The 25,573-nt window shown below is 64.2% G+C and carries 19 protein-coding genes; 9 read left to right on the top strand and 10 right to left on the bottom strand.

Translation table 11 applies throughout. From position 1 onward, the window contains the following. Positions 1 to 14 precede the first annotated feature (14 nt). The 4 genes from EN851_RS26735 to EN851_RS26720 form a co-directional block, all read right to left on the bottom strand. On the bottom strand, positions 15 to 1,223 hold the full coding sequence (locus tag EN851_RS26735; RefSeq protein ID WP_127870767.1) for an acetyl-CoA C-acetyltransferase: 1,209 nt from the start codon (positions 1,221 to 1,223) through the stop codon (positions 15 to 17). Between the two features lie 34 nt (positions 1,224 to 1,257). After that, positions 1,258 to 2,430, bottom strand: coding sequence for an acyl-CoA dehydrogenase family protein (locus EN851_RS26730; protein ID WP_127279758.1), 1,173 nt, complete (start codon positions 2,428 to 2,430; stop codon positions 1,258 to 1,260). A gap of 45 nt (positions 2,431 to 2,475) precedes the next feature. Further along, the gene (locus tag EN851_RS26725; RefSeq protein WP_135930334.1) at positions 2,476 to 4,266 is read right to left on the bottom strand and encodes an acyl-CoA dehydrogenase; all 1,791 of its coding nucleotides are present in this window, start codon (positions 4,264 to 4,266) and stop codon (positions 2,476 to 2,478) included. Between the two features lie 271 nt (positions 4,267 to 4,537). Beyond that, positions 4,538 to 4,999 (bottom strand): MerR family DNA-binding transcriptional regulator, encoded by a 462-nt coding sequence (locus EN851_RS26720; protein WP_127279760.1) that lies wholly within the window; start codon positions 4,997 to 4,999, stop codon positions 4,538 to 4,540. 453 nt (positions 5,000 to 5,452) lie between these two features. Here EN851_RS26720 and EN851_RS26715 point away from each other — a divergent pair, with 453 nt between their 5' ends. The 4 genes from EN851_RS26715 (at position 5,453) to EN851_RS26700 (ending at position 12,869) form a co-directional block, all read left to right on the top strand. After that, positions 5,453 to 9,538, top strand: coding sequence for a peptidoglycan-binding protein (locus EN851_RS26715; RefSeq protein WP_135930333.1), 4,086 nt, complete (start codon positions 5,453 to 5,455; stop codon positions 9,536 to 9,538). 192 nt (positions 9,539 to 9,730) lie between these two features. Next, positions 9,731 to 10,654, top strand: coding sequence for a sulfite exporter TauE/SafE family protein (locus tag EN851_RS26710; protein WP_127870764.1), 924 nt, complete (start codon positions 9,731 to 9,733; stop codon positions 10,652 to 10,654). Beyond that, positions 10,654 to 11,442, top strand: coding sequence for a TIGR02186 family protein (locus EN851_RS26705; protein ID WP_135930332.1), 789 nt, complete (start codon positions 10,654 to 10,656; stop codon positions 11,440 to 11,442). Before EN851_RS26710 ends, EN851_RS26705 begins: the two co-directional genes overlap by 1 nt. Positions 11,443 to 11,612: 170 nt before the next feature. Next, entirely contained in the window at positions 11,613 to 12,869 is a 1,257-nt protein-coding gene (locus EN851_RS26700; protein ID WP_135921017.1) for an Hsp70 family protein, read from the top strand. 2 nt (positions 12,870 to 12,871) lie between these two features. Here the strand turns inward: EN851_RS26700 and EN851_RS26695 are convergent, their stop codons facing one another. Then, positions 12,872 to 13,768: a LysR family transcriptional regulator gene (locus EN851_RS26695; protein WP_135921019.1), complete on the bottom strand. Its 897-nt coding sequence runs from the start codon at positions 13,766 to 13,768 to the stop codon at positions 12,872 to 12,874. Here EN851_RS26695 and EN851_RS26690 point away from each other — a divergent pair. The 5 genes from EN851_RS26690 (at position 13,718) to EN851_RS26670 (ending at position 19,547) form a co-directional block, all read left to right on the top strand. Continuing rightward, on the top strand, positions 13,718 to 14,050 hold the full coding sequence (locus EN851_RS26690; protein ID WP_135930331.1) for a hypothetical protein: 333 nt from the start codon (positions 13,718 to 13,720) through the stop codon (positions 14,048 to 14,050). The genes EN851_RS26695 and EN851_RS26690 overlap by 51 nt on opposite strands. Then, complete coding sequence (locus tag EN851_RS26685) at positions 14,050 to 16,974, top strand: molybdopterin oxidoreductase family protein (RefSeq protein ID WP_135930330.1); 2,925 nt, start codon at positions 14,050 to 14,052, stop codon at positions 16,972 to 16,974. The genes EN851_RS26690 and EN851_RS26685 overlap by 1 nt, the downstream gene beginning before the upstream one ends. Then, positions 16,971 to 17,705 (top strand): 4Fe-4S dicluster domain-containing protein, encoded by a 735-nt coding sequence (locus EN851_RS26680; RefSeq protein WP_135930329.1) that lies wholly within the window; start codon positions 16,971 to 16,973, stop codon positions 17,703 to 17,705. The genes EN851_RS26685 and EN851_RS26680 overlap by 4 nt, the downstream gene beginning before the upstream one ends. A 6-nt stretch (positions 17,706 to 17,711) precedes the next feature. After that, a complete protein-coding gene (locus EN851_RS26675) occupies positions 17,712 to 18,647 on the top strand; it encodes a dimethyl sulfoxide reductase anchor subunit family protein (RefSeq protein ID WP_135930328.1) in 936 nt (311 codons plus the stop codon). Between the two features lie 126 nt (positions 18,648 to 18,773). Continuing rightward, positions 18,774 to 19,547: a tetratricopeptide repeat protein gene (locus EN851_RS26670; protein WP_127280003.1), complete on the top strand. Its 774-nt coding sequence runs from the start codon at positions 18,774 to 18,776 to the stop codon at positions 19,545 to 19,547. 26 nt (positions 19,548 to 19,573) lie between these two features. Here the strand turns inward: EN851_RS26670 and pdeM are convergent, their stop codons facing one another. The 5 genes from pdeM to EN851_RS26645 all read right to left on the bottom strand — a co-directional run bounded on the left by pdeM (position 19,574) and on the right by EN851_RS26645 (position 25,570). Continuing rightward, entirely contained in the window at positions 19,574 to 20,290 is a 717-nt protein-coding gene (gene pdeM, locus EN851_RS26665; protein ID WP_135930327.1) for a ligase-associated DNA damage response endonuclease PdeM, read from the bottom strand. Next, positions 20,287 to 22,821, bottom strand: a complete 2,535-nt coding sequence (locus tag EN851_RS26660) for a ligase-associated DNA damage response DEXH box helicase (RefSeq protein WP_135930326.1) — start codon at positions 22,819 to 22,821, stop codon at positions 20,287 to 20,289. Before EN851_RS26660 ends, pdeM begins: the two co-directional genes overlap by 4 nt. Positions 22,822 to 22,890: 69 nt before the next feature. Then, complete coding sequence (locus tag EN851_RS26655) at positions 22,891 to 23,751, bottom strand: NlpC/P60 family protein (RefSeq protein WP_135930325.1); 861 nt, start codon at positions 23,749 to 23,751, stop codon at positions 22,891 to 22,893. 31 nt (positions 23,752 to 23,782) lie between these two features. After that, complete coding sequence (locus tag EN851_RS26650) at positions 23,783 to 24,133, bottom strand: MarR family winged helix-turn-helix transcriptional regulator (RefSeq protein ID WP_015319324.1); 351 nt, start codon at positions 24,131 to 24,133, stop codon at positions 23,783 to 23,785. A 72-nt stretch (positions 24,134 to 24,205) separates the two neighbouring features. Continuing rightward, the gene (locus EN851_RS26645) at positions 24,206 to 25,570 is read right to left on the bottom strand and encodes a leucyl aminopeptidase family protein (RefSeq protein WP_135930324.1); all 1,365 of its coding nucleotides are present in this window, start codon (positions 25,568 to 25,570) and stop codon (positions 24,206 to 24,208) included. Positions 25,571 to 25,573: the final 3 nt, after the last annotated feature.

The raw sequence follows: 25,573 nt of genomic DNA, 5'->3' as shown, positions 1-25,573 counted from the left end.
CTCTTCTCTCCCCGTCAGACACGTTCGATGATGGTTGCGGTGCCCATGCCGGCGCCGATGCACAGCGTCACCAGAGCGGTGTTGAGATCGCGCCGCTCGAGTTCGTCCAGCACGGTGCCGAAGATCATCGCGCCGGTGGCGCCGAGCGGATGGCCCATGGCGATGGCGCCGCCATTGACGTTGATCTTGTCGTGCGGGATCTCGAAGGCCTGCATGTAGCGCAGCACCACCGAAGCGAAGGCCTCGTTGAGCTCGAACAGGTCGATATCCGACAGCTTCATCTTGGCGCGCTTCAACAGCTTCTCGGTGACGTCGACAGGGCCGGTCAGCATCAGCACCGGCTCGGAGCCGATGTTGGCGAAGGTGCGGATGCGCGCGCGCGGCTTCAGGCCCATGGCCTTGCCGGCCTTCTTCGAGCCGAGCAGCACGGCGGCGGCGCCATCGACGATGCCGGACGAGTTGCCGGCGTGGTGGACATGGTTGACCTCCTCGACCTCGGGGTGCTTCTGCACCGCCACGGCATCGAAGCCGCCCATTTCGCCAGGCATGACGAAGGAAGGGTTGAGCGAGGCGAGCGACTGCATGTCGGTCGACGGCCGCATGTGCTCGTCATGGTCGAGAATGGTGAGACCGTTCTGGTCCTTGATCGGGATGACCGAGTTCTTGAAGCGGCCATCGGCCCAGGATTTCGCGGCTCGCTTCTGGCTCTCGACCGCGTAGGCGTCGACGTCGTCGCGCGAGAAGCCGTATTTGGTGGCGATCAGGTCGGCTGAAATGCCTTGCGGCACGAACCAGCCGGGCAGGCCGACCGAAGGATCCATGAACCAGGCGCCGCCGGACATGCCCATGCCGACGCGCGACATCGATTCGACGCCGCCGGCGATGACGATTTCATCGGCGCCTTGCGCGATCTTGGCGGCGCCGAAATTGATGGCGTCCAAGCCGGAGGCGCAGAAGCGCGAGATCTGCATGCCGGGTGCCTTGGTGTCGTAGCCGGCCTCGAAGGCGGCGGCGCGCGGAATGACGGAGCCCGCCTCGCCGACCGGGTCGACGCAGCCGAAGATGATGTCGTCGACCGTGCCGGTGTCCAGCCCATTGCGGTCGCGCAGTGCCTCGAGCGTCCTGGCGGCGAGCCGCACCGCCGGCACCTCGTGCAGCGATCCGTCCTTCTTGCCCTTGCCGCGCGGCGTGCGCACGGCGTCATAGACATAAGCTTCGGCCATTTTCATGCTCCTTGGGTTCGCTGAAGAGAGCTGCTCAGAGCGAGCGTCCGATCAACAATTTCATGATCTCGTTGGTGCCGCCGTAGATGCGCTGGACGCGAGCGTCGCGGAACATGCGGGCGATCGGATATTCATTCATGTAGCCATAGCCGCCGTGCAATTGAAGGCATTCGTCGACGACTTTGCCCTGCAGGTCGGAGAGCCAGTACTTGGCCATCGAGGCCGTGACCGGATCGAGGCCGCCATTGATGTGACGGGTGACGCAGTCATTGTAGAAGACGCGGCCGATGGTGGCCTCGGTCTTCAGCTCGGCCAATTTGAACTGGGTGTTCTGGAAGTCGATGATCGCCTTGCCGAAGGCCTTGCGCTCCTTGACGTAGTCGATGGTCAGCGCCAGCGCCCGCTCGATCATGGCGATCGCCCCGGTGCCGATCTGCAGCCGCTCCTGCGGCAATTGCTGCATGAGCTGGACGAAGCCCTGTCCCTCCTCATGGCCGAGCAGGTTGGCGGTCGGCACACGCACATCGTTGAAGAACAGTTCCGAGGTGTCGTTGGCCTTCAGCCCGATCTTGTCGAGGTTGCGGCCGCGCTGAAAACCTTCGACCTCATCGGTCTCGACGATCATCAGCGAGGTACCCTTGGCGCCCTTCTCCGGATCGGTCTTGGTGACGACGATGATGAAGTTCGCCAGCTGGCCGTTGGTGATGAAGGTCTTGGAACCGTTGATCTTGTACTGGTTGCCGTCCTTCTCGGCACGGGTCTTGACACCTTGCAGGTCAGAGCCGGCGCCGGGCTCTGTCATGGCAATGGCGCCGATCAGTTCGCCGGTGGCGAGCTTGGGCAGCCATTTCTTCTTCTGCTCCTCCGAACCGTAGTGAAGGATGTAGGGTGCCACGATCGAATTGTGCAGGCCGATGCCGAAACCGTCGACGCCGACATGGCCGATCGCCTCGATGATGGCGCTCTCATGCGCGAAGGTGCCGCCCGAGCCACCATATTCCTCCGGCATCGAGGCGCAGAGCAGGCCGGCGGAACCGGCCTTCAGCCAGCTTTCGCGGTCGACCATCTCGTTCTTCTCGAACTCGTCGTAGCGCGGTGCGATCTCCTCCGACATGAAGCGTGTAGCCATGTCGTAGAGCATGCCGACCTCGTCGGCCGCCCAGGCTGGTTTCGGCAAGGAGAGCACTTCGGCGGGATTTGTCGCCACGATTTCCTCCGCGTATCGACAGACAGAAGGCTAGCGGGACCGAGTTTAGAACGCTTCCGCCGGCAGGGCCATCAGCGTATCGGCGCCGCTCGAAATACGGGCGAGGTGCGCCGAGGTTTCCGGCATGATCCGTTCCATGAAGAAGCGCGCCGTCACGACCTTGTTGTCGTAGAATTGCTGGAAGCCGTTGGCGCCGGTCTTGCGCTGCGCCGCCTTGGCCATCTGCGCCCACATGTAACCCAGCGCCACGAGGCCGAAGAGATGCATGTAGTCGGTCGAGGCCGCACCGGCATTGTCGGGCTTGGCCATGCCGTTCTGCAGCAGCCACATCGTCGCCGCCTGCAAATCGTTGAGTCCCTTCTTCAGACCCTTAGTGAAGGGCGCCATCTTCTCATCAACGCGGTTTTCCTCACAGAATTCGCCGACCTCCTTGAAGAAGGCCTGGATGGCGCGGCTGCCATTCAAGCCGAGCTTGCGGCCGACGAGGTCGAGCGCCTGGATGCCGTTGGCGCCTTCATAGATCATGGCGATGCGGGCATCGCGCACGAACTGGCTCATGCCGTGCTCTTCGATATAGCCGTGGCCGCCGAACACCTGCTGCGCCATGACAGCGTGGTCGAAGCCCTTGTCGGTCAGCACGCCCTTGACCACCGGCGTCATCAAGCCAGTGTAATCGTCGGCCGCCTGGCGGTCCTTGTCGTCGGCGGAGCGGTGCGCGATGTCGGACTTGATGGCAGTCCACAGCGCCAGCGCGCGGCCGGCCTCGTTGAAAGCCTTCATGGTCATCAGCGAGCGGCGGATGTCGGGATGAACGATGATCGGGTCGGCCTTCTTGTCCGGCGCCTTCGGGCCTGACAGCGAGCGGCCCTGCAAACGGTCCTTGGCGTAGGCGACGGCGTTCTGGTAGGCGATCTCCGACAGTGAAAGGCCCTGCAGGCCGACGCCGAGACGGGCCTCGTTCATCATCGTGAACATCGCCTTCAAGCCGCCATTGGCCTCGCCCAGCAGCGTGCCTTCGGCCTCGTCATAATTCATGACGCAGGTCGAATTGCCATGGATGCCCATCTTCTCCTCGATGGAACCGCAGGAAACGGTGTTTCTTGTCCCCGGATTGCCCGAGGCGTCGAGCTTGAGCTTCGGCACGATGAACAGCGAGATGCCCTTGACGCCTTCGGGTGCGCCTTCGATGCGGGCCAGCACCAGATGGACGATGTTGTCCGACATGTCGTGCTCACCGGCCGAGATGAAAATCTTCTGGCCTGAAATCTTGTAGGTGCCATCGCCGTTCGGCACCGCCTTGGTGCGCAGCAGGCCGAGATCGGTGCCGCAATGCGGCTCGGTCAGGTTCATGGTGCCGGTCCAGGTGCCCTCGACCATCCTGGGCAGCCAGGTCGCCTTCTGCTCGTCGGTGCCGTGGGTGATGATGGCGGCGATCGCGCCCTGGGTCAGGCCGGGATACATCATCAGCGACATGTTGGCCGACACCATGTATTCGGCCACCGCCGTGTGCACGGCATAGGGCAGGCCCTGGCCGCCGAACTCGACGGGGGCCGCCAGACCCATCCAGCCGCCTTCGCGATACTGGTCGAACGCTTCCTTGAAGCCCTTGGGCGTGGTTACCGAGCCGTCGTCATGGCGCACGCAGCCTTCCATGTCGCCGACACGGTTGAGCGGATGCATGACGTTCTCGGCGAGCTTTGCGCCCTCGGCGAGAATTGCCTCCAGCACGTCGGGCGTTGCGTCGGCGAATCCGGGAAGGTTCGAATAGCGCTGATAGCCCAGCACTTCGTTGAGCACGAACAGCGTGTCCTGGACCGGGGCCCTGTAGATCGGCATGCTTTTCCTCCACCATGCGGATTAGGCCTCGAAATCAAGCCGTGCGCGGCAAGCGGGCCAATGTCGAAGCCGCAATAGCAAATATTGACGTTTGCGTAAACGTCAATATTTTCGATGCGACAAGATTTCCGCCGCCAGGCGCGCGGAGCCTAGCGTTGCGGCATCGCGCAAGCCAGGATGAAGCAGCGGGCCAAAGATAGCGAAAAGCCGCGCGGCATGGCCACGCGGCTTTGATGGTGAAGGGCCGACAGGTCGGCGTGAGCAGACTGGCTTAGCTGGCGACGCTCGCCTGCGGCGCCGAACGCTCGGCCAACATCTGACGCACCGCCGACATCGAGCCGCTGAGCTCATTGATGGCGTCGTCGATCAGCGCCCGCTGCTTCTGCAGGCGAGCGAGCTGCTTCTCCGACTTGTCCAGCGCCAGGCGCAACTGCTTGGTGTTGGAACCGGTCGGATCGTAGAGGTCCATCATCTGCTTGACGTCGCGCAGCGAGAACCCGACCTTGCGGCCGAGCAGGATCAGCTTCAGCCTGGCCTTGTCGCGGCGCGTATAGAGACGGGTCGAACCGTCGCGCTGCGGGTTGAGCAGGCCCTTGTCCTCGTAGAAACGCAGCGTGCGCAGCGTCACGCCGTACTTTTTGGCCATTTCGCCGATGCGGGAGAGATCCTCGCCGGCTTCGACGGATGCATTATTGGTATTGGCCGCGGTCTCGCCGGCCGAGATAAGCTTCATGGTTACTGGCTTCCCCGTCTGGTGGCGTCGCGGTCCTGGACCATGCGTCGCCTGACTGGAAGCGGGGGCGTGCTTCCGGCCGTGGTTTCAACAAACAAATCGCAAAACAGCACAGCTGTGCGCCATTTACGTTTACGTCAATTCTATACCGATAGCCGCCTCATGACGCAAGGGCGTTCTGAGAACGGTGCTTTTTGCCGCACCGGAAGTCGCGACAGCCAACTTCCTTGCAACTTCTTAAGCTTGGTTAACGCGTTGTTTACCACGTTGGGCGAAATGTGCGCGTGTCGGCTACCCGTGGTTATCCTGTATCGAATTTTCACGGTTTTTCGGAGCGCGGGTCAAACCCGGGAAGCTTGTCTTCCACCGTGGCATGGAAGCGCGGTCGCCTCGTTCCGGCAGGGACTTGGGGAGCTGGTCGCAAGCCGGCCAATCTGAAAGACGGACGCACCGATGAACAGCAAGCGGTCCTACCTCGATACACTCAATGCCGGCAGGCAGCGCAAGCCGCAGACAACGCTCGAGCAGTTGAACCGCTCGCTGGAGACGCTGGAACAGCGCCTGGGGCAGACGCGTGAGGACGCGACGGCACGGCCCGTTCCTCGCCAATATGGCGCAGACCCGCGTTACCCAGCCACCGATCCGCGTTATCCCGCCGCACAGCCGACAGCCCAGCAGCGCTGGTATGAGGATCCGCAGCCGGCACCGCGCGCGCAGAACCCGGCGCCTTCGCCCGCCTTCGACCAGAATTATCAGGCGATCGCGCGCGACATCGACCGCGTGCGCGGCCAGGAAGACAGCGTCGCCATGGTCGGCAAGATCGCCGGCGAGCTGCGCGGCATGCGCGAGGAACTGCGCCACCAGGTGACTTCAGGCCTGCAGCGCGAATTCGACGCGCTGCGCAAGGACATCGACCGCGCCTTCCAGGCGAACGCCAAGCCCGGCGCGACAGGCAAGGGCAGCGCCGAACTCGGCGTGGAATTCGAGCGGCTCTCCGGCGCCATCAAATCGCTGTCGGAGAAGAGTGACGACAGGAGCGTCAACCTGCTGCGGCTGGAGCTCGAGCAGGTCAAGGCCGCGCTCGACACGCTGGCGCGCGAGGAGAGCGTGCAGAAGGTCGACCGCCGCTGGGACGATTTCGACCGCCGCTGGACGGCTTTCGAGGACCGCGTCGACGCCGACCAGCGCAAGCGCTCCGACGATCCCGCCCTCGCGGCCTTGACCGACCGGCTGGAGCAGATCAGCAACGCCGTCAACAACCTGCCGGAATCGCTGTCGCTGCGCTCGCTGGAGGAAAAGGTCCGCACGCTGGCCGGCGCGGTCGACCATTTCGCCAGCCAGCAGGACAATCGCGGCGGCGGCACGCTGGCCATGATCGACGAGCGGCTGGACGAGATTTCCCGCGCCATCGTGGCCTCGACAGTCGCCGCACAGGCGAATTCAATCGACCACGAAGCCTTCGAGCGCATCGAGAAGCGGATCGACTCGCTCGCCCAGCAGATCGAGGAAGTGGCGCAGGACCGTCCCGGCAATGTCGTGATCGACCGGCTGAACACGCTGTCGAGCCGGGTCGATGACCTCGCCGGCCGCGCCAACCTGCCCGAGCAGGCGATGGAACGGCTCGCCAAGCAGATCGCGCTGATCGCCGACAAGATCGATCAGGCGCCGGCCATGCCCGACGCTGACTACATCTTCCACGGGCTGGAGCAGCGCTTCGACGTGCTGTCGGGCATGATGGAGCGTCGCCAGGGCGACGCCATCGAACAGGGCAACATGCTGTTTCGCGATCTCGAGCGCCGGCTGGACGAGGTTGCCGACCGGCTGGACCAGCGCAGCATGCCGCAGGTCGACAGCGCCGGCATCATGGACGCCATCGATGCCCGCTTCACCGCACTGGCCAAGCGCATGGAAACGCGCGCTCCCGATCCCGCCGGCGAGGCGGCGATCCGCGGGCTGGAAAGCCGGCTCGAAGACATCTCAAGCCGGCTGGACGCCTCGGCGGCCCAGGTGGCCGGCATTGATCCGGCGCTGATCCGCAGCCTGGAGGCTCAGGTCGCCGGCCTGTCGGCGCATCTTTCCAGGCCCAGCACGCCGCTGCCGGACTTCGAGGACATCAGCCCGCGCCTCAACGAAATCGAGAAAGCGCTGGCCGGGACCCGCGATTCCATCCTCGGCGCCGCACGCGAGGCGGCCGAGAACGCCGTGCGCTCGCTGGCCGGAACGAGCACCAATACGGCCGCGGTGTCCGGCCTCGCCCAGGATCTGAAGACACTGGAGACATTGACGCGGCGTTCCGACGAACGCAATTCGCGCACCTTCGAGGCCATTCACGATACACTGCTCAAGATCGTCGACAGGCTGGGTTCGCTGGAAACCAGCGACCCGTCCGAAGCGGTAAGCGAACTGCTGGATGCGGCTCCGACCGAACCGGGCGGCTGGCGTGGCGCACGGCGGTCCAAGATGGCGGTGAACGCGCCGTCAATGACCATGGACGAGCCGCTGCCGCTGACCGGCGACATGGCCGATCTGGACGCGCGTGCCGCGGCCATATTGCGCGCCGAGCCTGCTTCGTCAGGCGAGCCGGCACTGCAGGTCGAATCGGGCTTTTCTGCCCGGCCGGGGGCGCGCTCGCCCGCGGAAGCCGCCGCCGCAGCCGCGATGGCCGCACTCGGTTCCGACGCCACCACCGGAAAAGACCGGCCGGCTGGCCGCAAGTCGATGTTCGGCGGGCTGGCGCGCGCCTTCAAGGGCAAGAAGGCGGCGGATGTTCCGCCGCTGGCCGGCCCGGCACCGGGCGCCGATATCCCGAGTGTCGATCTCGACGAGCCGCTCGACCCGAAGGTCGCCAACCGCCCGCTGGAGCCCGGCTCCGGCGCGCCCGACCTCAATGCCATCATGAAGCGCGTGCGCGACGAGCGGGGACAACCGGCAAAGCCCGGCGACAGCGACGCAGCGAAATCGGATTTCATCGCCGCTGCCCGGCGCGCGGCGCAGGCGGCCGCGGCCGAGGCCGACGCCCTGAAGCGCCAGTCGACGATGAAAGGCCCGGTCAAGGCGCTCAGGATAGGCGACTTGCTCAAGGCGCGGCGCAAGCCGATCCTGATGGCGGCGGCAGCGATCATGCTGGCGCTTGCCGGCCTGCAGCTTGGCAAGGCGTTTCTTTCGGATCCCGCTCAGGTGGCAAGCAACGACGCGGCTCCCATCGTCGCCTCGCAGTCGGTGAAGACGGCATCTGTCGATACCGCCAGCCAGCCGAAGACCGAAGTCCAGCCGGCGGCGACGGACAGCGCGCCGGCCCCTACCGTCAGGCAGGCGGAACAATCCGCGCCGGCAAGCAAGGACGACATGGCGGCGCAGACCGTCATGGCCATGCCGTCTGATACGGACGCGATGCCAGCGCCTACGGCCGGGCCCGCTCCGGCACCGGTCGCGCCGGCCATGGCTTCCGGCCCGGGCGCCCCCGACGCGATGGCTTCAACCGCGCCGGCGCCTGTTGCTCCGGTGACCGCTGCTCCCACCTTAACGGATCCGGCACCAGCCGCCGTCACCGGCGGTACGCAGGCGACGGATGCCGATGCCCAACCTGCATCAGCCGCGCCAACGGCAGCCGCCGAGGCAACGGCCAACGACACGACCGGCACCGTTTCGCCGATGGACAAGCCGGCGGCGACAGCCCCGACCAAGTTCGACATCCCTGCCGAAGCCGGCCCGGCCGCCTTGCGTGACGCCGCCGCCGCTGGCGACGCCAAGGCACTGTTCGAGGTCGGCTCGCGCTACGCCGAGTCGCGCGGCGTCAAGGAAGACATGCCGGCGGCCGCCAAATGGTACGAGAAATCGGCGGAACTCGGCTTCGCGCCGGCCGAATACCGCATCGGCAATTTCTACGAGAAGGGCATCGGCGTCGCACGCGACATCAAGAAGTCGAAGACCTGGTATCAGCTCGCCGCCGCGCAGGGCAACGCCAGCGCCATGCACAACCTGGCGGTGCTGTTCGCCATGGCCGCCGACGGCGTGACCGACAATGAATCGGCCGCGCACTGGTTCCAGGAGGCCGCCGACCTCGGCGTCAAGGACAGCCAGTTCAATCTCGGTATCCTGGCCGCCAAGGGCGTCGGCATGAAGCAGAACCTGGAAGAGTCCTATAAATGGTTCGCGCTTGTCGCCAAGACCGGCGACAAGGATGCCGCGGCCAAGCGCGACGAGATCGCCAATGCGCTGCGGCCCGAGCAGCTCGAGCGGGCGCGCGCCGCGACAGAATTGTGGAAGGCCAAGCCGCTCAACGCGGCGGCCAATTCGGTGGACATTCCCGAATCCTGGCAGGAAGGCACGCCGCAGACGACCGCCGGCATCGACATGAAGAAGGCGGTCAAGAACATCCAGCTCATCCTCAACAAGAACGGCTATGACGCCGGTGGCGCCGACGGCGTGATGGGCGAGAAAACCAAGAACGCGATCATCGCTTTCCAGACCGCCAACAAGCTGCCGGCGACCGGCGCGGTCGACGAGAAACTGGTCAAGGCATTGCTGGCGCGCAAATAACGGCAGAAGCGTCGTTTCCACGACGCCCTTGCCATACATTTGCCTGTTAACTGATTGAGTTGTTTTTTGTTTCGGCGCGGTGGCGGGGTTTGACCCCGCTGCCGCGTCGGCGCAAGACAAAATTGGCTTTTCGATGCGATACTGCCCGCAACGGCTTTATTCGCCGACAGGCAAACTGATCGAGACTGACGGGTGGGCATCTATCTCCCGATCGCGGAAATTTCCGTCAACGTCTTCGTGCTGCTGGCCATGGGCGCCGCGGTGGGCTTCCTGTCGGGCATGTTCGGGGTGGGCGGCGGCTTTCTCATCACGCCGCTCTTGATCTTCTACAATATCCCGCCGGCGATCGCGGTCGCCACCGGCGCGAACCAGGTCATCGCTTCTTCCGTCTCCGGCGTTCTTTCGCACATGAAGCGAGGCACGCTCGACTTCAAGCTCGGCGGCGTGTTGCTGGCCGGGGGCATCGTCGGTTCCACCGCCGGCATCTACGTGTTCGGCTTCCTGCGCAGGCTCGGCCAGCTCGACCTGTTCATCTCGCTGCTCTACGTCGTGCTGCTCGGCACCGTCGGCGGGCTGATGCTGGTCGAGAGCATCAACGCGTTGCGCGCCACGCGCAGCGGCGCGGCACCGGTGCTGAAGAAATCCGGCCAGCACAACTGGATCCACCGCTTGCCGCTGAAGATGCGCTTTCGCGCGTCGAAATTGTTCGTCAGCGTCATTCCGGTGCTCGGTCTTGGCGCCGGCATCGGCTTCCTGTCGTCGATCATGGGCGTCGGCGGCGGCTTCATCATGGTGCCGGCGCTGATCTATCTCTTGAAAGTGCCGACCAATGTCGTCATCGGCACCTCGCTGTTCCAGATCATCTTCACGTCCGCCTACACGACGCTGGTCCACGCCACCACCAACCAGACCGTCGATGTGATGCTGGCCTTCCTTTTGATGGCCGGCGGCGTGGCCGGGGCGCAGTATGGCGCCAAGGCCGGCCAGCGGCTGCGCGGCGAGCAATTGAGAGCCCTGCTGGCGCTGCTGGTGCTGGCGGTGGCGATCCGGCTCGCCATCGATCTGTTCGTCACGCCGCCCAACCTTTATTCGTTGTCCGGCTTGGGCCTCAACTGATGAAAGGCATGAAGGCGCTCGCAACCGTCGCTCTCCTGTCCCTGACCGCCGCCCCGCCGGCGAGGGCGCAGACGCCATTGACGGAAGGCATCCAGATCGGCCTCTCCACCGATGCGGTGTCGATCACCGCCGGTTTTTCCGGTGCCGACCTGACCATTTTCGGTTCGCTGGAAAATCCCGACCCACTGGTGGCACGCCAGGGCCGCTACGACGTCATCGTCGTGCTCGAAGGGCCGCCCAAACCGGTGGTGGTGCGCCGCAAGGACCGGGTGCTGGGCGTCTGGATCAATCTGGATTCAGAGACCTTCGAGAATGTGCCGGTGTCCTATTCGGTGGCCACGACGCGGCCGCTGCAGGACATCACCGAACCCAACAGCTACAAGCAATTATCGCTCGGCGCCTCCAATCTCTATATGCAGCCCGCCGATGCCGGCGACAGCCCGGCGACGATCGAGGAATTCACGGCGGCACTGCGCGAGCGCAAGGCCGCCGCCGGCCTCTACAGCGAGAATGTCGGTGGCGTGCAATTCCTGTCGCAGAACCTGTTTCGCGCCACGGTCAGGCTGGCGCCGAATGTGCCGGTCGGCACGCACAAGGCGCGTGCCTTCCTGTTCAAGAGCGGCCTGTTCATCAAGGAGAGTTCGGCGCAACTCGAAATCCGCAAGTCGGGCTTCGAACAATCGATCTTCCGCGTCGCCCACGACTATTCGTTCCTCTATGGCGTGTTCGCCATATCGCTGGCCATGGTGACCGGCTGGCTCGGCCGGCTGGTGTTCCGCAAAGATTGACGCTCGGGGAAAAGAGGGGTTCCCCTTTTCCCCACCATGCGATAAACCGCCGCCTCCCAGCCCAAGGGCAAACACGCACATACCATTCGCAAGAGCGGTCCGGCTTTCCGGATGACAGCGCGATACGTCGCCGCTGTCTTGCCGCCACGAAACCATGACAGGAGGCTGCAATGCACCAGGCATTCGGCGGCATCGACTTCGGCACGTCCAATTCCACGGTGGGCGTGATCCGGAACGGCAAGGCGCGGCTGGTCCCGCTGGAGGGCGAACAGCCCACCTTGCCAAGTGCCGTGTTCTTCAACTTCGAGGACGGCCACACCTATTTCGGCCGGCGCGCGATCGGCGATTATACCGACAGCATCGAAGGCCGCCTGATGCGCTCGTTGAAGAGTGTGCTCGGCAGTTCGCTCGCCCACGAGAAGACCCGCATCAAGACGCGCCAGATCGGCTTCATCGACATTATCGGCCTGTTCATCGGCCATCTGAAGACGAGGCTGGAAGAGGACACCGGCAGCGTGGTGGAAAGCGTGGTGCTCGGCCGCCCGGTGCAATTCGTCGATGACGATGCGCAAGCCGACGCGAAGGCGCAAGGCGAGCTCGAGAAGGCTGCCCGTGCCCAGGGTTTCAAGCACATCGCTTTCCAGTTCGAGCCGATTGCCGCGGCGCTCGACTACGAGCAGAAGGTGACGCGCGAGGAACTGGCTCTGATCATCGACATGGGCGGCGGCACGTCCGACTTCTCGATCGTGCGGGTCTCGCCGGAGCGCTCGCGATCGACCGACCGCAAGGACGACATCCTGGCCAGCCGCGGCATCCATATCGGCGGCACCGATTTCGACCGGTTGCTGAGCATCGCCCATGTCATGCCGCAGCTCGGCTACCTCTCCGCGACCAAGGATGGCAAGCGCAATCTGCCGGCCAGCTACTTCATCGATCTCGCCACATGGCAGCGCATCAACCTGGTCTATACCGCCAAAGCCATGACGCATCTGCGCCAGATCCGCTACGAGGCCGTGCGCGCCGACCTGGTCGACCGCTTCATCCACATCGTCGAGCACCGCTACGGGCACGCTCTGGCGGCGCTGGTCGAAAGAGCCAAGATAGAACTGACCGACAGGTCATCGGCGGAGGTGGAGGTGAAGCTGCCGGACGCGGCGTTCGCCGCCGGGATCACGCGCGACGGGCTGGAGGCCACGATTGCCAGGGATATCGAGCGGGTCACCGAAACGGTCGGTCAGACCATTCGCGACGCTCAGGTCAAGCCATCGGACATCACCGCCGTGTTCCTGACCGGAGGCTCGACCGCGATCCCGCTGGCAAGACGAGAGATCCTGTCGCTGGTGCCGCAGGCTTCCGTCATAGACGGCGATATGTTCGGATCGGTCGGGCTTGGCCTGGCACTCGATGCGCAGCGGAAGTTCGGCTGATCCTACCCTGACCCGTTCATCTCTGCAGCCAGATGCGCCTTCAGCGCCATCTGGGCCAGGCTTGCCTGGCGGTCGCGATGGGTGATCATGGCGAAGTCGCGCTTCGGCAATTCGATCGGCACGGCTCTCAGGCTCCCCTCGGCGACCGCGTGCCCGACGACCAGCTCCGAAATGATGGTCGCGCCTGCGCCTGCTTCGACGGCCTGGCGAACCGCCTCGTTGCTGGGCAGCACCAGGAATATCTGCAGGTCGGCAAGTGAAATCCCCTCGCGACGCGCCAGATCCTCCAGCACCTCGCGCGTGCCGGAGCCGCCCTCGCGGATGATCCAGCGCAGGCCCGTGATGTCGGGGCGGCCCGGCGCGATTTCGGCGATCCGCGGATGGGAGCTGGCAACGACCAGCATCAACCGGTCGGTATCGACCTTGGCGCGGCGCAATATGTCGGATTCGGTGCGCCCTTCGACCAAGCCGAGATCGGCGGTTCCATCGAGCACGCTGGCCTCGACCTGCCTCGTGTTGCCGATGGTGACGCTAAGCCTGACGGCCGGATAGGCCTCGTGGAAGGAGGCCAGCCGGCGCGGCAGCCAGTAGCTGGCGATGGTCAGGCTGGCGGCGATCGAGAGGCTGCCGGCGACCGTCTGCGAAACATGTTCCAGCACGTTGCGGGCGGCGGCAGCCCGCTCCAGCACGGCCTTGGCCTCGGGCAGGAACCGGTGGCCGGTCTGGGCCAGCTCTATGTTGCGGCCGACGCGGTTGAACAGATGGACACCGTGCTGCTCTTCCAGCGCGCGAATGGCCGCCGACGCGGCCGACTGGGAAATGCCGAGAAGCTCTGCTGCCTTGGTCATGTGGCCACGCTCGGCAACGGCGACGAAAATGCGCAACTGGTCCAGGGTCATGCCTGTATTAAGAACCAATATCGATCGAATTTACAAGAACAACTGATTAGACGGATCGATAAGTTCATTCTACTTTTTCAGCCGAAGTTAGAAAAAATTGGCCTGCAGATCGCAGAGAACAAAATGATCGGGCGGTTCAGATCCCTGATTGCGCATTGGACCCGCGGCATCCGGCGGCGGTTGGCCGGTGATCGATATCACCCGGAAGAGCATTATATGCGCGGACCCGGGCCGAAGACGCGCGCCAAATCCGCCGGCCGCGCGGGCACCACGGGATCATGATGCAAGGACCGCGCGGCGCCAATTCAGCCCCCTCGCAACGCCAGCTTGCCGACACGCGCGCGCCCGATGAAGGCGACGGCGTCGACACCTCCCCAGATGTTTCCGACAGCATCGCCAAGACGACCTGCTACATGTGCGCCTGCCGCTGCGGGATCGACGTGCACATCAAGGACGGCAAGATCCGCTACATCAACGGCAACAAGGACCATCCAGTCAATCGCGGCGTGATCTGCGGCAAGGGCAGCTCCGGCATCATGCAGCACTACAGCCCGGCGCGGCTGAAGAAGCCGCTCTTGCGCACCGGCCCGCGCGGCTCGGGTGAGTTCCGCGAGATCGAGTGGGAGGAAGCCTTCTCGATCGCCACCGAGCGGCTGTCGCATATCCGCCGGACCGACCCCAAAAAACTCGCCTTCTTCACCGGACGTGACCAGTCGCAATCCTTGACAGGCTGGTGGGCGAGCCAGTTTGGGACGCCGAACTTCGCTGCCCATGGCGGCTTCTGTTCGGTCAACATGGCAGCCGGTGGCCTCTACTCGATCGGCGGCTCGTTCTGGGAGTTCGGCGAGCCCGATTGGGACAACACGAAATACTTCATGCTGTTCGGCGTCGCCGAGGACCATGACTCCAACCCGATCAAGATCGGACTGGGCAAGCTCAAGGCGCGCGGCGCCAAGGTGGTGTCGATCAATCCCTGCCGGACCGGTTACAATGCGATCGCCGATGACTGGATCGGCATCCGACCCGGCACTGACGGCCTGTTCGTGTTCGCGCTCATCCACGAACTCTTGAAGGCCGGCCGCGTCGATCTCGATTATCTGCTCCGCTACACCAACGCGCATGTCCTGGTTATCCAGGAGCCTGGCGCGGTCGATGATGGGCTTTTTCTGCGCGACAGCGACGGCACTCTTGTCGCTTGGGACCGAGTGGCGAAGACCTCCGTCAACGCGACCGAGCCAGATGCAAAACCGGCACTGACCGGCAGCTTCACGGTCGACGGGCGCAGGTGCGTTCCGGTGTTCCAGCTCATTGCGGACCGCTATCTCGACGAGAGCTACGCACCCGACGCGGTCGCCGGGCGTTGCGGCATTGCCGCCGATACGATCCGCCGGATCGCCGCCGAACTTGCACATGTCGCCTTCGAAGAGGTGATCGAACTGCCGGTCGCCTGGACCGATTGGGCCGGGCGCCGGCATGAGACGATCAAGGGCCGACCTGTTTCGATGCATGCCATGCGCGGCATCTCCGCCCATTCCAACGGCTTTCATACCTGTCGCGCCATTCACCTGCTGCAGGTGCTTCTCGGAACCGTGGACGTGCCTGGCGGCTTCCGCTTCAAGCCGCCCTACCCCCGGTCCGCCCCGCCGGGTCCGAAGCCCTGCGGCAAGGACGTGAGGCCGATGACGCCGCTCGACGGCATGCCGCTCGGTTTCGTCTGTGGACCCGACGATCTGCTGGTCGATGACGCAGGCACGCCGCTGCGCATCGACAAGGCCTATTCCTGGGATTCGCCACTTGCGGCGCATGGTCTGATGCACACCGTCATCCGCAACGCCTGGGCCGGCGACCCGTACCCCATCGACACGCTGATGATGTACATGTCGAACATGGCGTGGAATTCGTCGATGAACACGGTCGAGACCATGGCCATGCTCACCGACCGTGATGAAGCGGGCAACTACAGGATCCCCTTCATCATCTATTCCGACGCCTATTATTCCGAGACGGTGCCGTTCGCCGACCTCGTGCTGCCCGACACCACCTATCTCGAGCGTCATGACTGCATCAGCCTGCTCGACCGACCGATCAGCCATGCCGACGGGCCGGGCGACGCCATCCGCCATCCCGTCGTCGAGCCCGACCGCGACGTCAGGGCGTTCCAGTCGGTGCTGATCGAACTCGGCGCACGGCTTGGCTTGCCCGGCTTCGTCGAGGAAGACGGCTCGGCGAAGTACCGCGACTACGCCGACTACATCGTCAATCACGAACGCACGCCCGGCATCGGCCCGCTCGCCGGCTGGCGCGGCAAGGACGAAACCTCGATCGGCAAGGGCGACGTCAACCCCAACCAGCTGCAGCGCTACATCGACAATGGCGGTTTCTGGCACCACGACTTCACCGACGATCAGCGCTACTACAAGATGGCCAACCGCTCCTATCTCGATTTCGCGGTGCAACTGGGCTTCATCCCCAAGGCCGAGCCGATCGTCTTCCAGCTCTATTCCGAACCGATGCAGCGTTTTCGGCTGGCCGCGCGCGGACATGGCCGGGTGGTGCCGCCCGAAGGCGAACGCCGGCGCATCGAGACCTACATGGATCCGCTGCCGTTCTGGTACATGCCCTTCGAGGAAGCGGCCGTGGACCTGGAAAAATACCCGCTGCACGCGCTGACGCAGCGGCCCATGCACATGTACCATTCCTGGGGTTCGCAAAACGCGTGGTTGCGGCAGATCACCAGCCAGAACCGGCTGTTCGTACATCACCGGACGGCGGCCGGCCTTGGCCTTGTCGATGACGACTGGGTGTGGATCGAGAGCATCAATGGCAAGGTGAAGGGGCAGATCAAGCTGGTCGACGGAGTAAACGAAAGCACGGTCTGGACCTGGAACGCGATCGGCAAAAGGCGCGGCAGCTGGGGACTGAATGACGATGCCGCCGAGAGCAATCGCGGCTTCCTGCTCAACCACATCATCGGTGACCAGACTTCCGCTGACGCGCAGGGCAAGCGCTACTCCAACTCCGATCCGGTGACCGGCCAGGCCGCGTGGTTCGATCTGCGCGTGCGCATCGTCAAATGCGCTGATGAGGAAGCCGGCTTCACCGAGCCGCAATTCGAAAGATTTCGCCAGCCGCCACATTTCGAACCCTCGCCCGACAAGCTCACTTTCGGCGCCGAATTTCGCCGGGCAAGAGAGGCGGCCGAATGACCTGTCTTCCAAGTCCGGGCGGCAAGAAGCTCGGCCTCGTCGTCGACCTCGACACCTGTGTCGGCTGCCAGGCCTGCGTCACCGCCTGCAAGGAGTGGAACACCGGCGGTCACATGGCGCCGCTGACCGACATCGACCCTTACGGCGGCCATGTCGACGGCGTCTGGTTCAACCGCGTGCACAGCTACGAGCACATCACCGAGATGGGCGGGCGCACGGTGAACTTCCCGCGCTCCTGCCTGCATTGCGAGACGCCGGCCTGCGTCACCGTCTGTCCGACGGGCGCCTCCTACAAACGCGCCTCGGACGGCATCGTGCTGATCGACGAGGACAAGTGCATCGGTTGCAAATTGTGCAGCTGGGCGTGCCCTTTCGGCGCGCGCGAGTTCGACACGGATGTCGGCGTGATGAAGAAATGCACGCTCTGCGTCGACCGCATCTACAACGACAATCTGGCCGAAGGAGACCGCGTGCCGGCCTGCGTCGCCGCCTGCCCGACCAGCGCCCGGCATTTCGGTGACCTCGGCGATCCCCAATCCGCCGTCTCGCAACTGGTGGCGGATCGCGGCGGGGTCGACCTGATGCCCGAGCTTGGCTATCGCCCGACCAACAAATACCTGCCGCCGCGCGCCCATACGCAGCGCGCCGCATCGGTGCCGGCCAAGGCGCTGGAGCCGGTGCGGGCCGAGGGTGGTTTCCTTGGCTGGGTCGACCGCATGCTTTCGAGCTGACCATCCATGCATCCAGCTTTTTCGGTCGTTTTCTTCACCACCGCTACGGGTGCCGGCTATGGGTTGCTCGCAATGCTCGGCGTGCTCGGCCCGCTCGGCCTCATCGCGCCCGATTTCTGGCCGGGCTTCGTCGGCATTGGCCTGGCGCTCGGCCTGATCGCGGCCGGCCTGCTGTCATCGACCCGCCATCTCGGCAGACCTGAACGTGCCTGGCGGGCGTTCTCGCAATGGCGCAGTTCATGGCTGTCGCGCGAAGGCGTATCGTCGGTCATCACCTTCATCCCGGCGGGCCTCTTCGGCCTGGGCTGGGTCTTCCTTGGCCGCCTCGATGGCTGGGTGGCGGCCGCGGGCGTTCTGGCCACCTTCGGCGCCTTTGTCACGGTCTGCATGACCGGCATGATCTATGCATCGCTCAAGCCGATTGCCCAATGGCACAGCCCCTACACCTTGCCCGGCTATCTGATCTTCTCAGCGATGAGCGGCTGCGTGCTGGTGAATGCCCTGCTGCAAGGCTTTGCGGTCGGCTCGACTGTCCCGCTCGCCGCTTCCGTACTGCTCACCTTGCTCGGCTGGGGCTGGAAGCTGGCGACCTGGCGCCACAATGACCAGCTTGAAATCGCGACCAACGCGAACACCGCGACCGGGCTCTCCGGCGGCACGGTGCGATCCCTGGAATGGCCGCATACCGAGGAAAACTACCTGCTCAAGGAAATGGGCTTCCGCATCGCACGCAAGCACAGCGCGAAGCTGCGCCGGATCGCGCAGGCGCTGGCGTTCGGCTTGCCAAGCTTGCTGCTGATTGCCGCCCTCGCCTTGCCGTGGCCGTTTGCGGCGGTGTTGTCGGCGCTCGCCGCGATCGTCCAGTTCGCCGGCATGCTGGTCGAGCGCTGGCTGTTCTTCGCCGAGGCGAAGCACACCGTCATGCTTTATTATGGACGATAGGACAGCTGAAAATGACTTCCGCCAGCTCTCTGAGCGACAGTAAAATTCGGCATTATTGTTGACAGCGGAGTCGATACTATCCTTTAAATCCAGAATGCTCCAGTTCTCTATTCGTAGTTCAAGGCGATGAATCTCGCTGCCTTCCGCTCTCCGACCTATCTCGCACTCGGCTTGTTCGCCGCATGTATGTTTATCCTTGCACCCTGCAATTTAATAGCAGGCGCGCTCGAAGCCGAAGCCGCCTTTAAAGCGAATAATTATTCAGAAGCGTACAAAGAATGGACGGCTCTCGCCCAAAAGGGTGATGCCATTGCCCAATTTAACGTCGGATTTCTGTATTCCAGAGGACTGGGTGTTCCACTGGATTATTCCAAAGCTGCCGAATGGTGGGGCAAGGCGGCGGATCAAGACATGGCAGTGGCCGAGTTGAACCTTGGACTTTTGTACTCCTGGGGCAAGGGCGTTCAGCAGGATGATTCCAAAGCGGCGGAGCTATGGCGCAAGGCGGCGATCCGAGGTTTGCCCGAAGCTCAGCAGTATCTTGGATACGCGTATTTTTCTGGGACGGGAGTGCCCAAAAGTGGTTCCGATGCGGTACTTTGGTTAACCAAAGCAGCTGAGCAAGGTAATGTTGACGCGCAAATTAATTTGGGCGTGGCTTACCTGACCGGCGAGATTGTAGATAAGAACCCCAAGCTAGCCTTCTATTGGTACGAAAAGGCTGCGCAACTGAATGACAGCAAGGCGCAATTCAACGTGGCATTGATGTATCTCAAAGGTGTTGGGGTTGAGCAGAATGATGACCTTGCCATCCAATGGTTAAAACGCTCGGCAGCGCAGGGATACCGCGGCGCGGAAGAAGCACTTGACCGCATTCATGCTGCGCTTAAGAAGACTTGAGCTTCACCAAGACCAGGCGGCGACCCTCAACCCGGCCGCAGCATCGAACCGGAGATGGCGAAGATGCGGTCAGTGCCAAGCATGTAAGCCATCAGCGACTCCAGCCGGAACAAGCCGGCATAGGCGCGGTCGAGCACGTTGAGCGAGCCGGTATAGGCACCGAAAGCCGGCATGATCATGCGGCCGCCGTCGCCGGCAAAGCAGCGCCTGCGCACCGAACGGCCTTGCTGCACGATGCGCGCGCAGGGATGCAGGTGGCCTGAAATCTCGCCCTCGACCCGCACCTTCGACGGCTCGTGCCGGAACAGCAGGGAACCTATGGCCAGTTCCCGCACGGTCTCGCCGGGCAGGTCCGCCGGCGCCTCCGGGTCGTGATTGCCGGCGACCCAGAACCAGTCACGGCCTGCCATCAGCGCCTCCAGCCGTTCGCGAAAGCTCGAATGCATGCGCTTGGCGCCGCCGCCATCGTGGAAACTGTCACCCAGGCTGATGACGATCGACGGCTGGTAGTCCGATATCACCGCCTGCAATCGCAGCAGGGTCGCGCCGGTATCGTAGGGCGGGATCAGTGTGCCGCGCCTGGCCAGCGACGAGCCCTTCTCCAGATGCAGGTCCGATACTGTCAGCAGCTTGAGCTCGGGAAAATAGAGCACGCCGCGCGGATCGCAGACCGCGCGCGCGCCCGCGATGCCGACAAGGTCGGCCTCGGCGATCAGCGATGCGCGCGCCAGCGAAAAGGTCATTCGTCAACCATCCCGGGCCCCATGGCCTCCTCGACCAGCGTCGCCGCATCCATCAGCAGCGTTTCATCGGCCTCGCCATTGACCGGCATCTTGCCGATCTCGAGCATGATCGGCACGGCAAGCGGCGATATCTGTTCGAGGGCCTTATGCATGATTCGACCCTGGATGCGCGAGAGCATGTCCGCAAGTCTGCTGACATCGAGCAGGCCGGTCGCCGCATCGGCACGCGTCGCCTGAAGCAGGATGTGGTCCGGCTCATGGCTGCGCAGCACATCGTAGATCAGGTCGGTCGACACCGTGACCTGGCGGCCGCTCTTCTCCTGGCCGGGGTGGCGTTTTTCGATCAGGCCCGAGATCAGCGCGCAGTTGCGGAAGGTGCGCTTGAGAAGCCAGCTGTCGGCCAGCCAGGCTTCGAGATCGTCGCCCAGCATGTCCTGGTCGAACAGCGCGCCGAGTGAAGGTTTCCTGGCTTTGAACATCGCACCCATGTCGCCCAGCGACCATATGGCCAAGGCATAGTCGGTGGCGACGAAGCCAAGCGGCCTGGCGCCCGCCCTGTCGAGGCGACGGGTGAGCAGCATGCCAAGCGTCTGGTGCGCCAGCCTGCCCTCGAAGGGATAGGCGACCAGATAATGGCGGTTGCCGCGCGGAAAAGTCTCGATCAGCAAATCGTCGCGCTTGGGGAGCATCGATTTGTCCGACTGAAACCGCAGCCAGTCGGCCACCTGCTCCGGCAGCTTCTTCCAACGCTGCGGATCGTCGAGCATGATGCGGACCTGTTCGGCAAGGTACGTCGACAGCGGAAACTTGCCGCCGCCATAATAGGGCACCTTAGCGTCGCTGCCGGGCGCATTCGAGACGAAGCATTCATTCTCGCGGATACCTTCGAAGCGCAGCACCTTGCCGGCAAACATGAAGGTGTCGCCATGCGTCAAGGTTTCGAGGAACGCCTCCTCGATCTTGCCGAGCACGCGGCCGCCGTGCGACGCCGCGCCTTTGCTGCCGGCCTTGACGTAGCGCACATTGAGCGCCGGCACCTCGATGATGGTGCCGACATTCAGCCTGTATTGCTGGGCGACGCGCGGATTGGATACGCGCCACATCCCATCCTTGTTCAGGCGGATGCGGGCGTAGCGCTCGTAATTCTTCAACGCGTAGCCGCCGGTGGCGACGAAATCGATGACACGGTCGAAGGTCGGACGAATGAGGCCGGCATAGGGTGCCGCCGTTCGCACCTCCTCATAGAGGTCATCGGCGCGGAACGGTGCGCCACAGGCGCAGCCCAGCACATGCTGCGCCAGCACATCGAGCCCGCCATTGACCAGCGGCGGCGTATCCTGCGCGCCGAGATAATTGGCGTCGAGCGCGGCCCGGCATTCCAGCACCTCGAAACGGTTGGCGGGAATCAGGATCGCCTTCGACGGCTCGTCCATGCGGTGGTTGGCGCGGCCGATGCGCTGCGCCAGCCGGCTGGCCCCCTTTGGCGCGCCGACATGCACGACCAGGTCGACATCGCCCCAGTCGATGCCGAGATCGAGCGTCGAGGTGGCGACGATGGCGCGCAATGCGTTGTCGCCCATTGCCTTTTCGACACGCCGGCGCTGGGCGACGTCGAGCGAGCCATGATGCAGGGCGATCGGCAAGGTGTCCTCGTTGACCCGCCACAACTCCTGGAACAGCAGCTCCGCCTGGCTGCGCGTGTTGACGAACAGCAAGGTCGTCTTGTGGCGCTTGATCTCGCGGTAGATTTCCGGCGTGGCGTAGCGCGCCGAGTGCCCCGCCCACGGCACGCGCTCCTCGGAATCGAGGATCGAGATTTCGGGCTTCGCCCCACCCGTCACGGTGATCAATTCCGCCATGTCACCGGGTGGGTTCTGGCTGACCAGCCAGCGCCGCAATTCGTCCGGCTCGGCCACCGTCGCCGACAGCCCGATCGTCTGCAGGCCAGGGACGAAGCTGCGCAGCCGCGCCAGCCCAAGCGCCAGCAGATGGCCGCGCTTCGACGTCACCAGCGAATGCAATTCGTCGAGCACGACATAGCGCAAATCCTCGAAGAAGCGCCTCGCATCGCCTGCCGCGATCAGCAAGGCCAGTTGCTCTGGTGTGGTGAGCAGGATGTCGGGCGGCGCAAGCTTCTGGCGCTGGCGCTTGTGGGCGGGGGTGTCGCCGGTGCGCGTTTCGATGGTGACCGGCAGGCCGATCTCCTCGACCGGCTTGCCGAGATTGCGCTCGATGTCGACGGCCAGTGCCTTCAGCGGCGAGATGTACAGCGTGTGGATGCCGCGCCGCGCCTGGCCTGGTTTTCGCCTCGGCCTGACGGCCAGTTCGGTCAGCGACGGCAGGAAGCCGGCCAGCGTCTTGCCGGCGCCGGTCGGCGCGATCAACAGCACCGATTGCCCGGCCTGGGCTTTCGCCAGCAGTTCGATCTGATGCGCGCGCGGCGACCAGCCCTTCTCGCCGAACCATTTTACGAATGGCTCGGGCAAGACGACGGCGGCATTCTGGTCGGCGAGGCGCGGCAGCTCGGTCACCCGCCAGAGGTAGCGCGGCGGCGCCCAATCGCCAAGCAGAATCGGAACAAAAGGGGATCGAAAAAAGCCTTACGGCCGCCGAAACCCCGTCGGTCCGCCATAGAGATAGCCGATGCGGGCGACCGCTTCCTTCAGCCCTTCGCGCGATACCAGCATGGTGTGGCCGTTGGCGTGGATCATGGTTTGGGCGTCGGTCATGATGGCGACGTGACCTTTCCAGAACACCAGGTCACCACGTCGCAACCCCGAAAAATCGGCGCCCGGCTCGAGCGGCTCGCCGACCGAAGCGGCCTGCATGTCGGAATCGCGCAGCACCTCCCTGCCGGCCATGCGCATGGCCAGTTGCACCAGGCCGGAGCAATCGATGCCGAAGCCGGAAACACCGCCCCACAGATAGGGCGTGCCGAGAAACGTCTCGGCCACGGACACATAGTCGTCGGCCACTTCGCCGATCGGCCGCAGATGGCCAGCGATCATGGCTTCACCCGACGGCAGCAGGGCATAGTGCGTGCCGCGTGTTTCCGCGGCACCCGTCACCATTACGGTCGATCCCATCGACAGTTGCAGGGCGATCGGAAAGCGCAGATCGGGACCGGGATAAAGAAACGTACGCGGCACCGAGACAATATGGGTGGACGCATGGTCCCGCCGGCCCAGCATGCTGTCGGCGACATAGCCGACATAGCCGTCTCGCTCGGCCTGGATCCAGGCCCAGCCTTCTCTGTCCTCGAAAACCAGGATATCGTCGCCGAACAGAGCTTGCGTGTTGACGCCTGAATCCAGCTTCGGCGCCTTGCGGATATCGGCCACCGGCACCGAAATCCGCGCTGGCCGACCCGTGACGAAACGGTCGGCAGCGACCTCTCCTTTCAACCTGGCATCGGCGAGATCGGAGCGGAAAGCATGAAGGCGTGCGTCGTGAGCGGTCAAAATCGGCAACCCTGTTGAATGGGCAATACAGTCAGATCGGCAGTTCGTGGGCCTTGGCAATGATACCATCGCCGAAGCGCTCGACAAAGAGCGCGCCTTCAACGGTGCGCTTGATCAGGACATTGCGCTTGTCGAGCTCGTCGCGATGGCGCGACACCAGTTTCAGCGCGCCCATCGTATCGAGCGCACGTGTGATGACCGGCTTGGTGACGTTGAGGCGGGCGGCAAGACCGCGCACCGTATGCGGCGGCGGATCGAGATAGATGGTGAACAGGATCGCCGTCTGACGCATGGTGAGATCGGGCGCATCCTCGCGCACCTGTGACAGCATCACTTGCTGCCACAGTCGCAAGGCCTGGCTCGGGCGCATCGCAATCGACATCGCGCCATCATGACGGCAAATTGTTTCGGTTCCGTTTCAGTTTCAGCAATCTGCCGGCTGTGCTTGCGGCCATCAGCCATAGCGCGTCGAGATGATCCGCTCCAGCGCCCGGATGCCTTGCGCCTCGCCACCGGCGGGGCCGTAGGGTCGATCGGCGGGGTTCCAGGCGAAGATGTCGAAATGCGCCCAGCTCGCGGTCTTCTCGACGAAGCGCTTGAGGAACAGCGCCGCGGTGATGGAACCGGCGAAACCGTCCGTGGTGACGTTGTTGATGTCGGCGATCTTCGACGACAGTTTCGCATCGTAGGGCCGCCATAGCGGCATGCGCCACAGCGGATCCTCGACCGCCAGCGATGCCGCCGCCAGCTCCGAGGCAAGCGCCTCGTCATCGGTGTAGAAAGGCGGCAGGTCGGGGCCGAGCGCGACGCGGGCGGCTCCGGTCAGGGTCGCCATGTCGACCAGGAGCCGCGGTTCCTCCTCGTCGGCCAGCGCCAGCGCATCGCCCAGCACCAGCCTCCCCTCGGCGTCCGTGTTGCCGATCTCGACTGATATGCCCTTGCGGCTCGTCAGCACGTCACCCGGACGAAAGGCGTTGCCGGCAATCGAATTCTCGACCGCGGGGATCAGCACTCGCAGCCTTACTTTGAGCCCGGCGGCCATGATCATCGAAGCCAGGCCCAGCACATTGGCGGCGCCGCCCATGTCCTTCTTCATCAACAGCATGCCCGAGGACGGCTTGATGTCGAGGCCGCCAGTGTCGAAGCAGACACCCTTGCCGACCAGGGTCACCTTCGGCGCCCCTTGCTGCCCCCATGTCATGTCGATCAAGCGCGGCGCGCCGGACGAGGCGCGGCCGACGGCGTGGATCATCGGGAAGTTCTGTGTGAGCAGGTCGTCACCCTTGATGACGGAGACTTCGGCCTTGTGGGTCCCAGCCAAGGCCCGCACTGCCCTCTCCAGATCATCCGGCCCCATATCGTTGGTCGGTGTGTTGACCAGATCGCGCGTCAGGAAAACGCCATCGGCGATGCGGCGAACGCGCTGCGCATCGACGCCGGCCGGCAGCTCGAAGCGCAGCTGCTTGCCTGGCTTCTTGCCGTAGCGGGTAAAGACATAGCCGCCGAGCGCCAACGCGATTGCCGCCAGTTCCGGCTCGGCCGGCGCCGAGGCGAAGTGCCAGTCGCCTTCCGGCAGGGTTTTCGCCAGCGCGCCCAGGCCGAGCGCGCCCTCGCCGTCGCCAAGACCGAACATGGCGCCGCCGAGCGCTCCGTTCTCGCCGGGCACGGCCAGCGTCCTGCCGGCCTCGCCAGAAAAGCCGTTTGCCCTGGCCCAAGCGACAATAGACGGCGACAGACCGGCCGCCTCCAGGCCGTCCCTGCCGACCAGATGGACCGGCAGTGGGTTCTTCAGCTTGTTCTCGACCAGTTCCACAGCCATCAG

The sequence above is a fragment of the Mesorhizobium sp. M8A.F.Ca.ET.208.01.1.1 genome (assembly GCF_004791315.1).
Taxonomy (GTDB): Bacteria; Pseudomonadota; Alphaproteobacteria; order Rhizobiales; family Rhizobiaceae; genus Mesorhizobium.
Note: the sequence above shows the minus strand (reverse complement) of the source record. Positions and strands in the feature narration are given on the sequence as shown.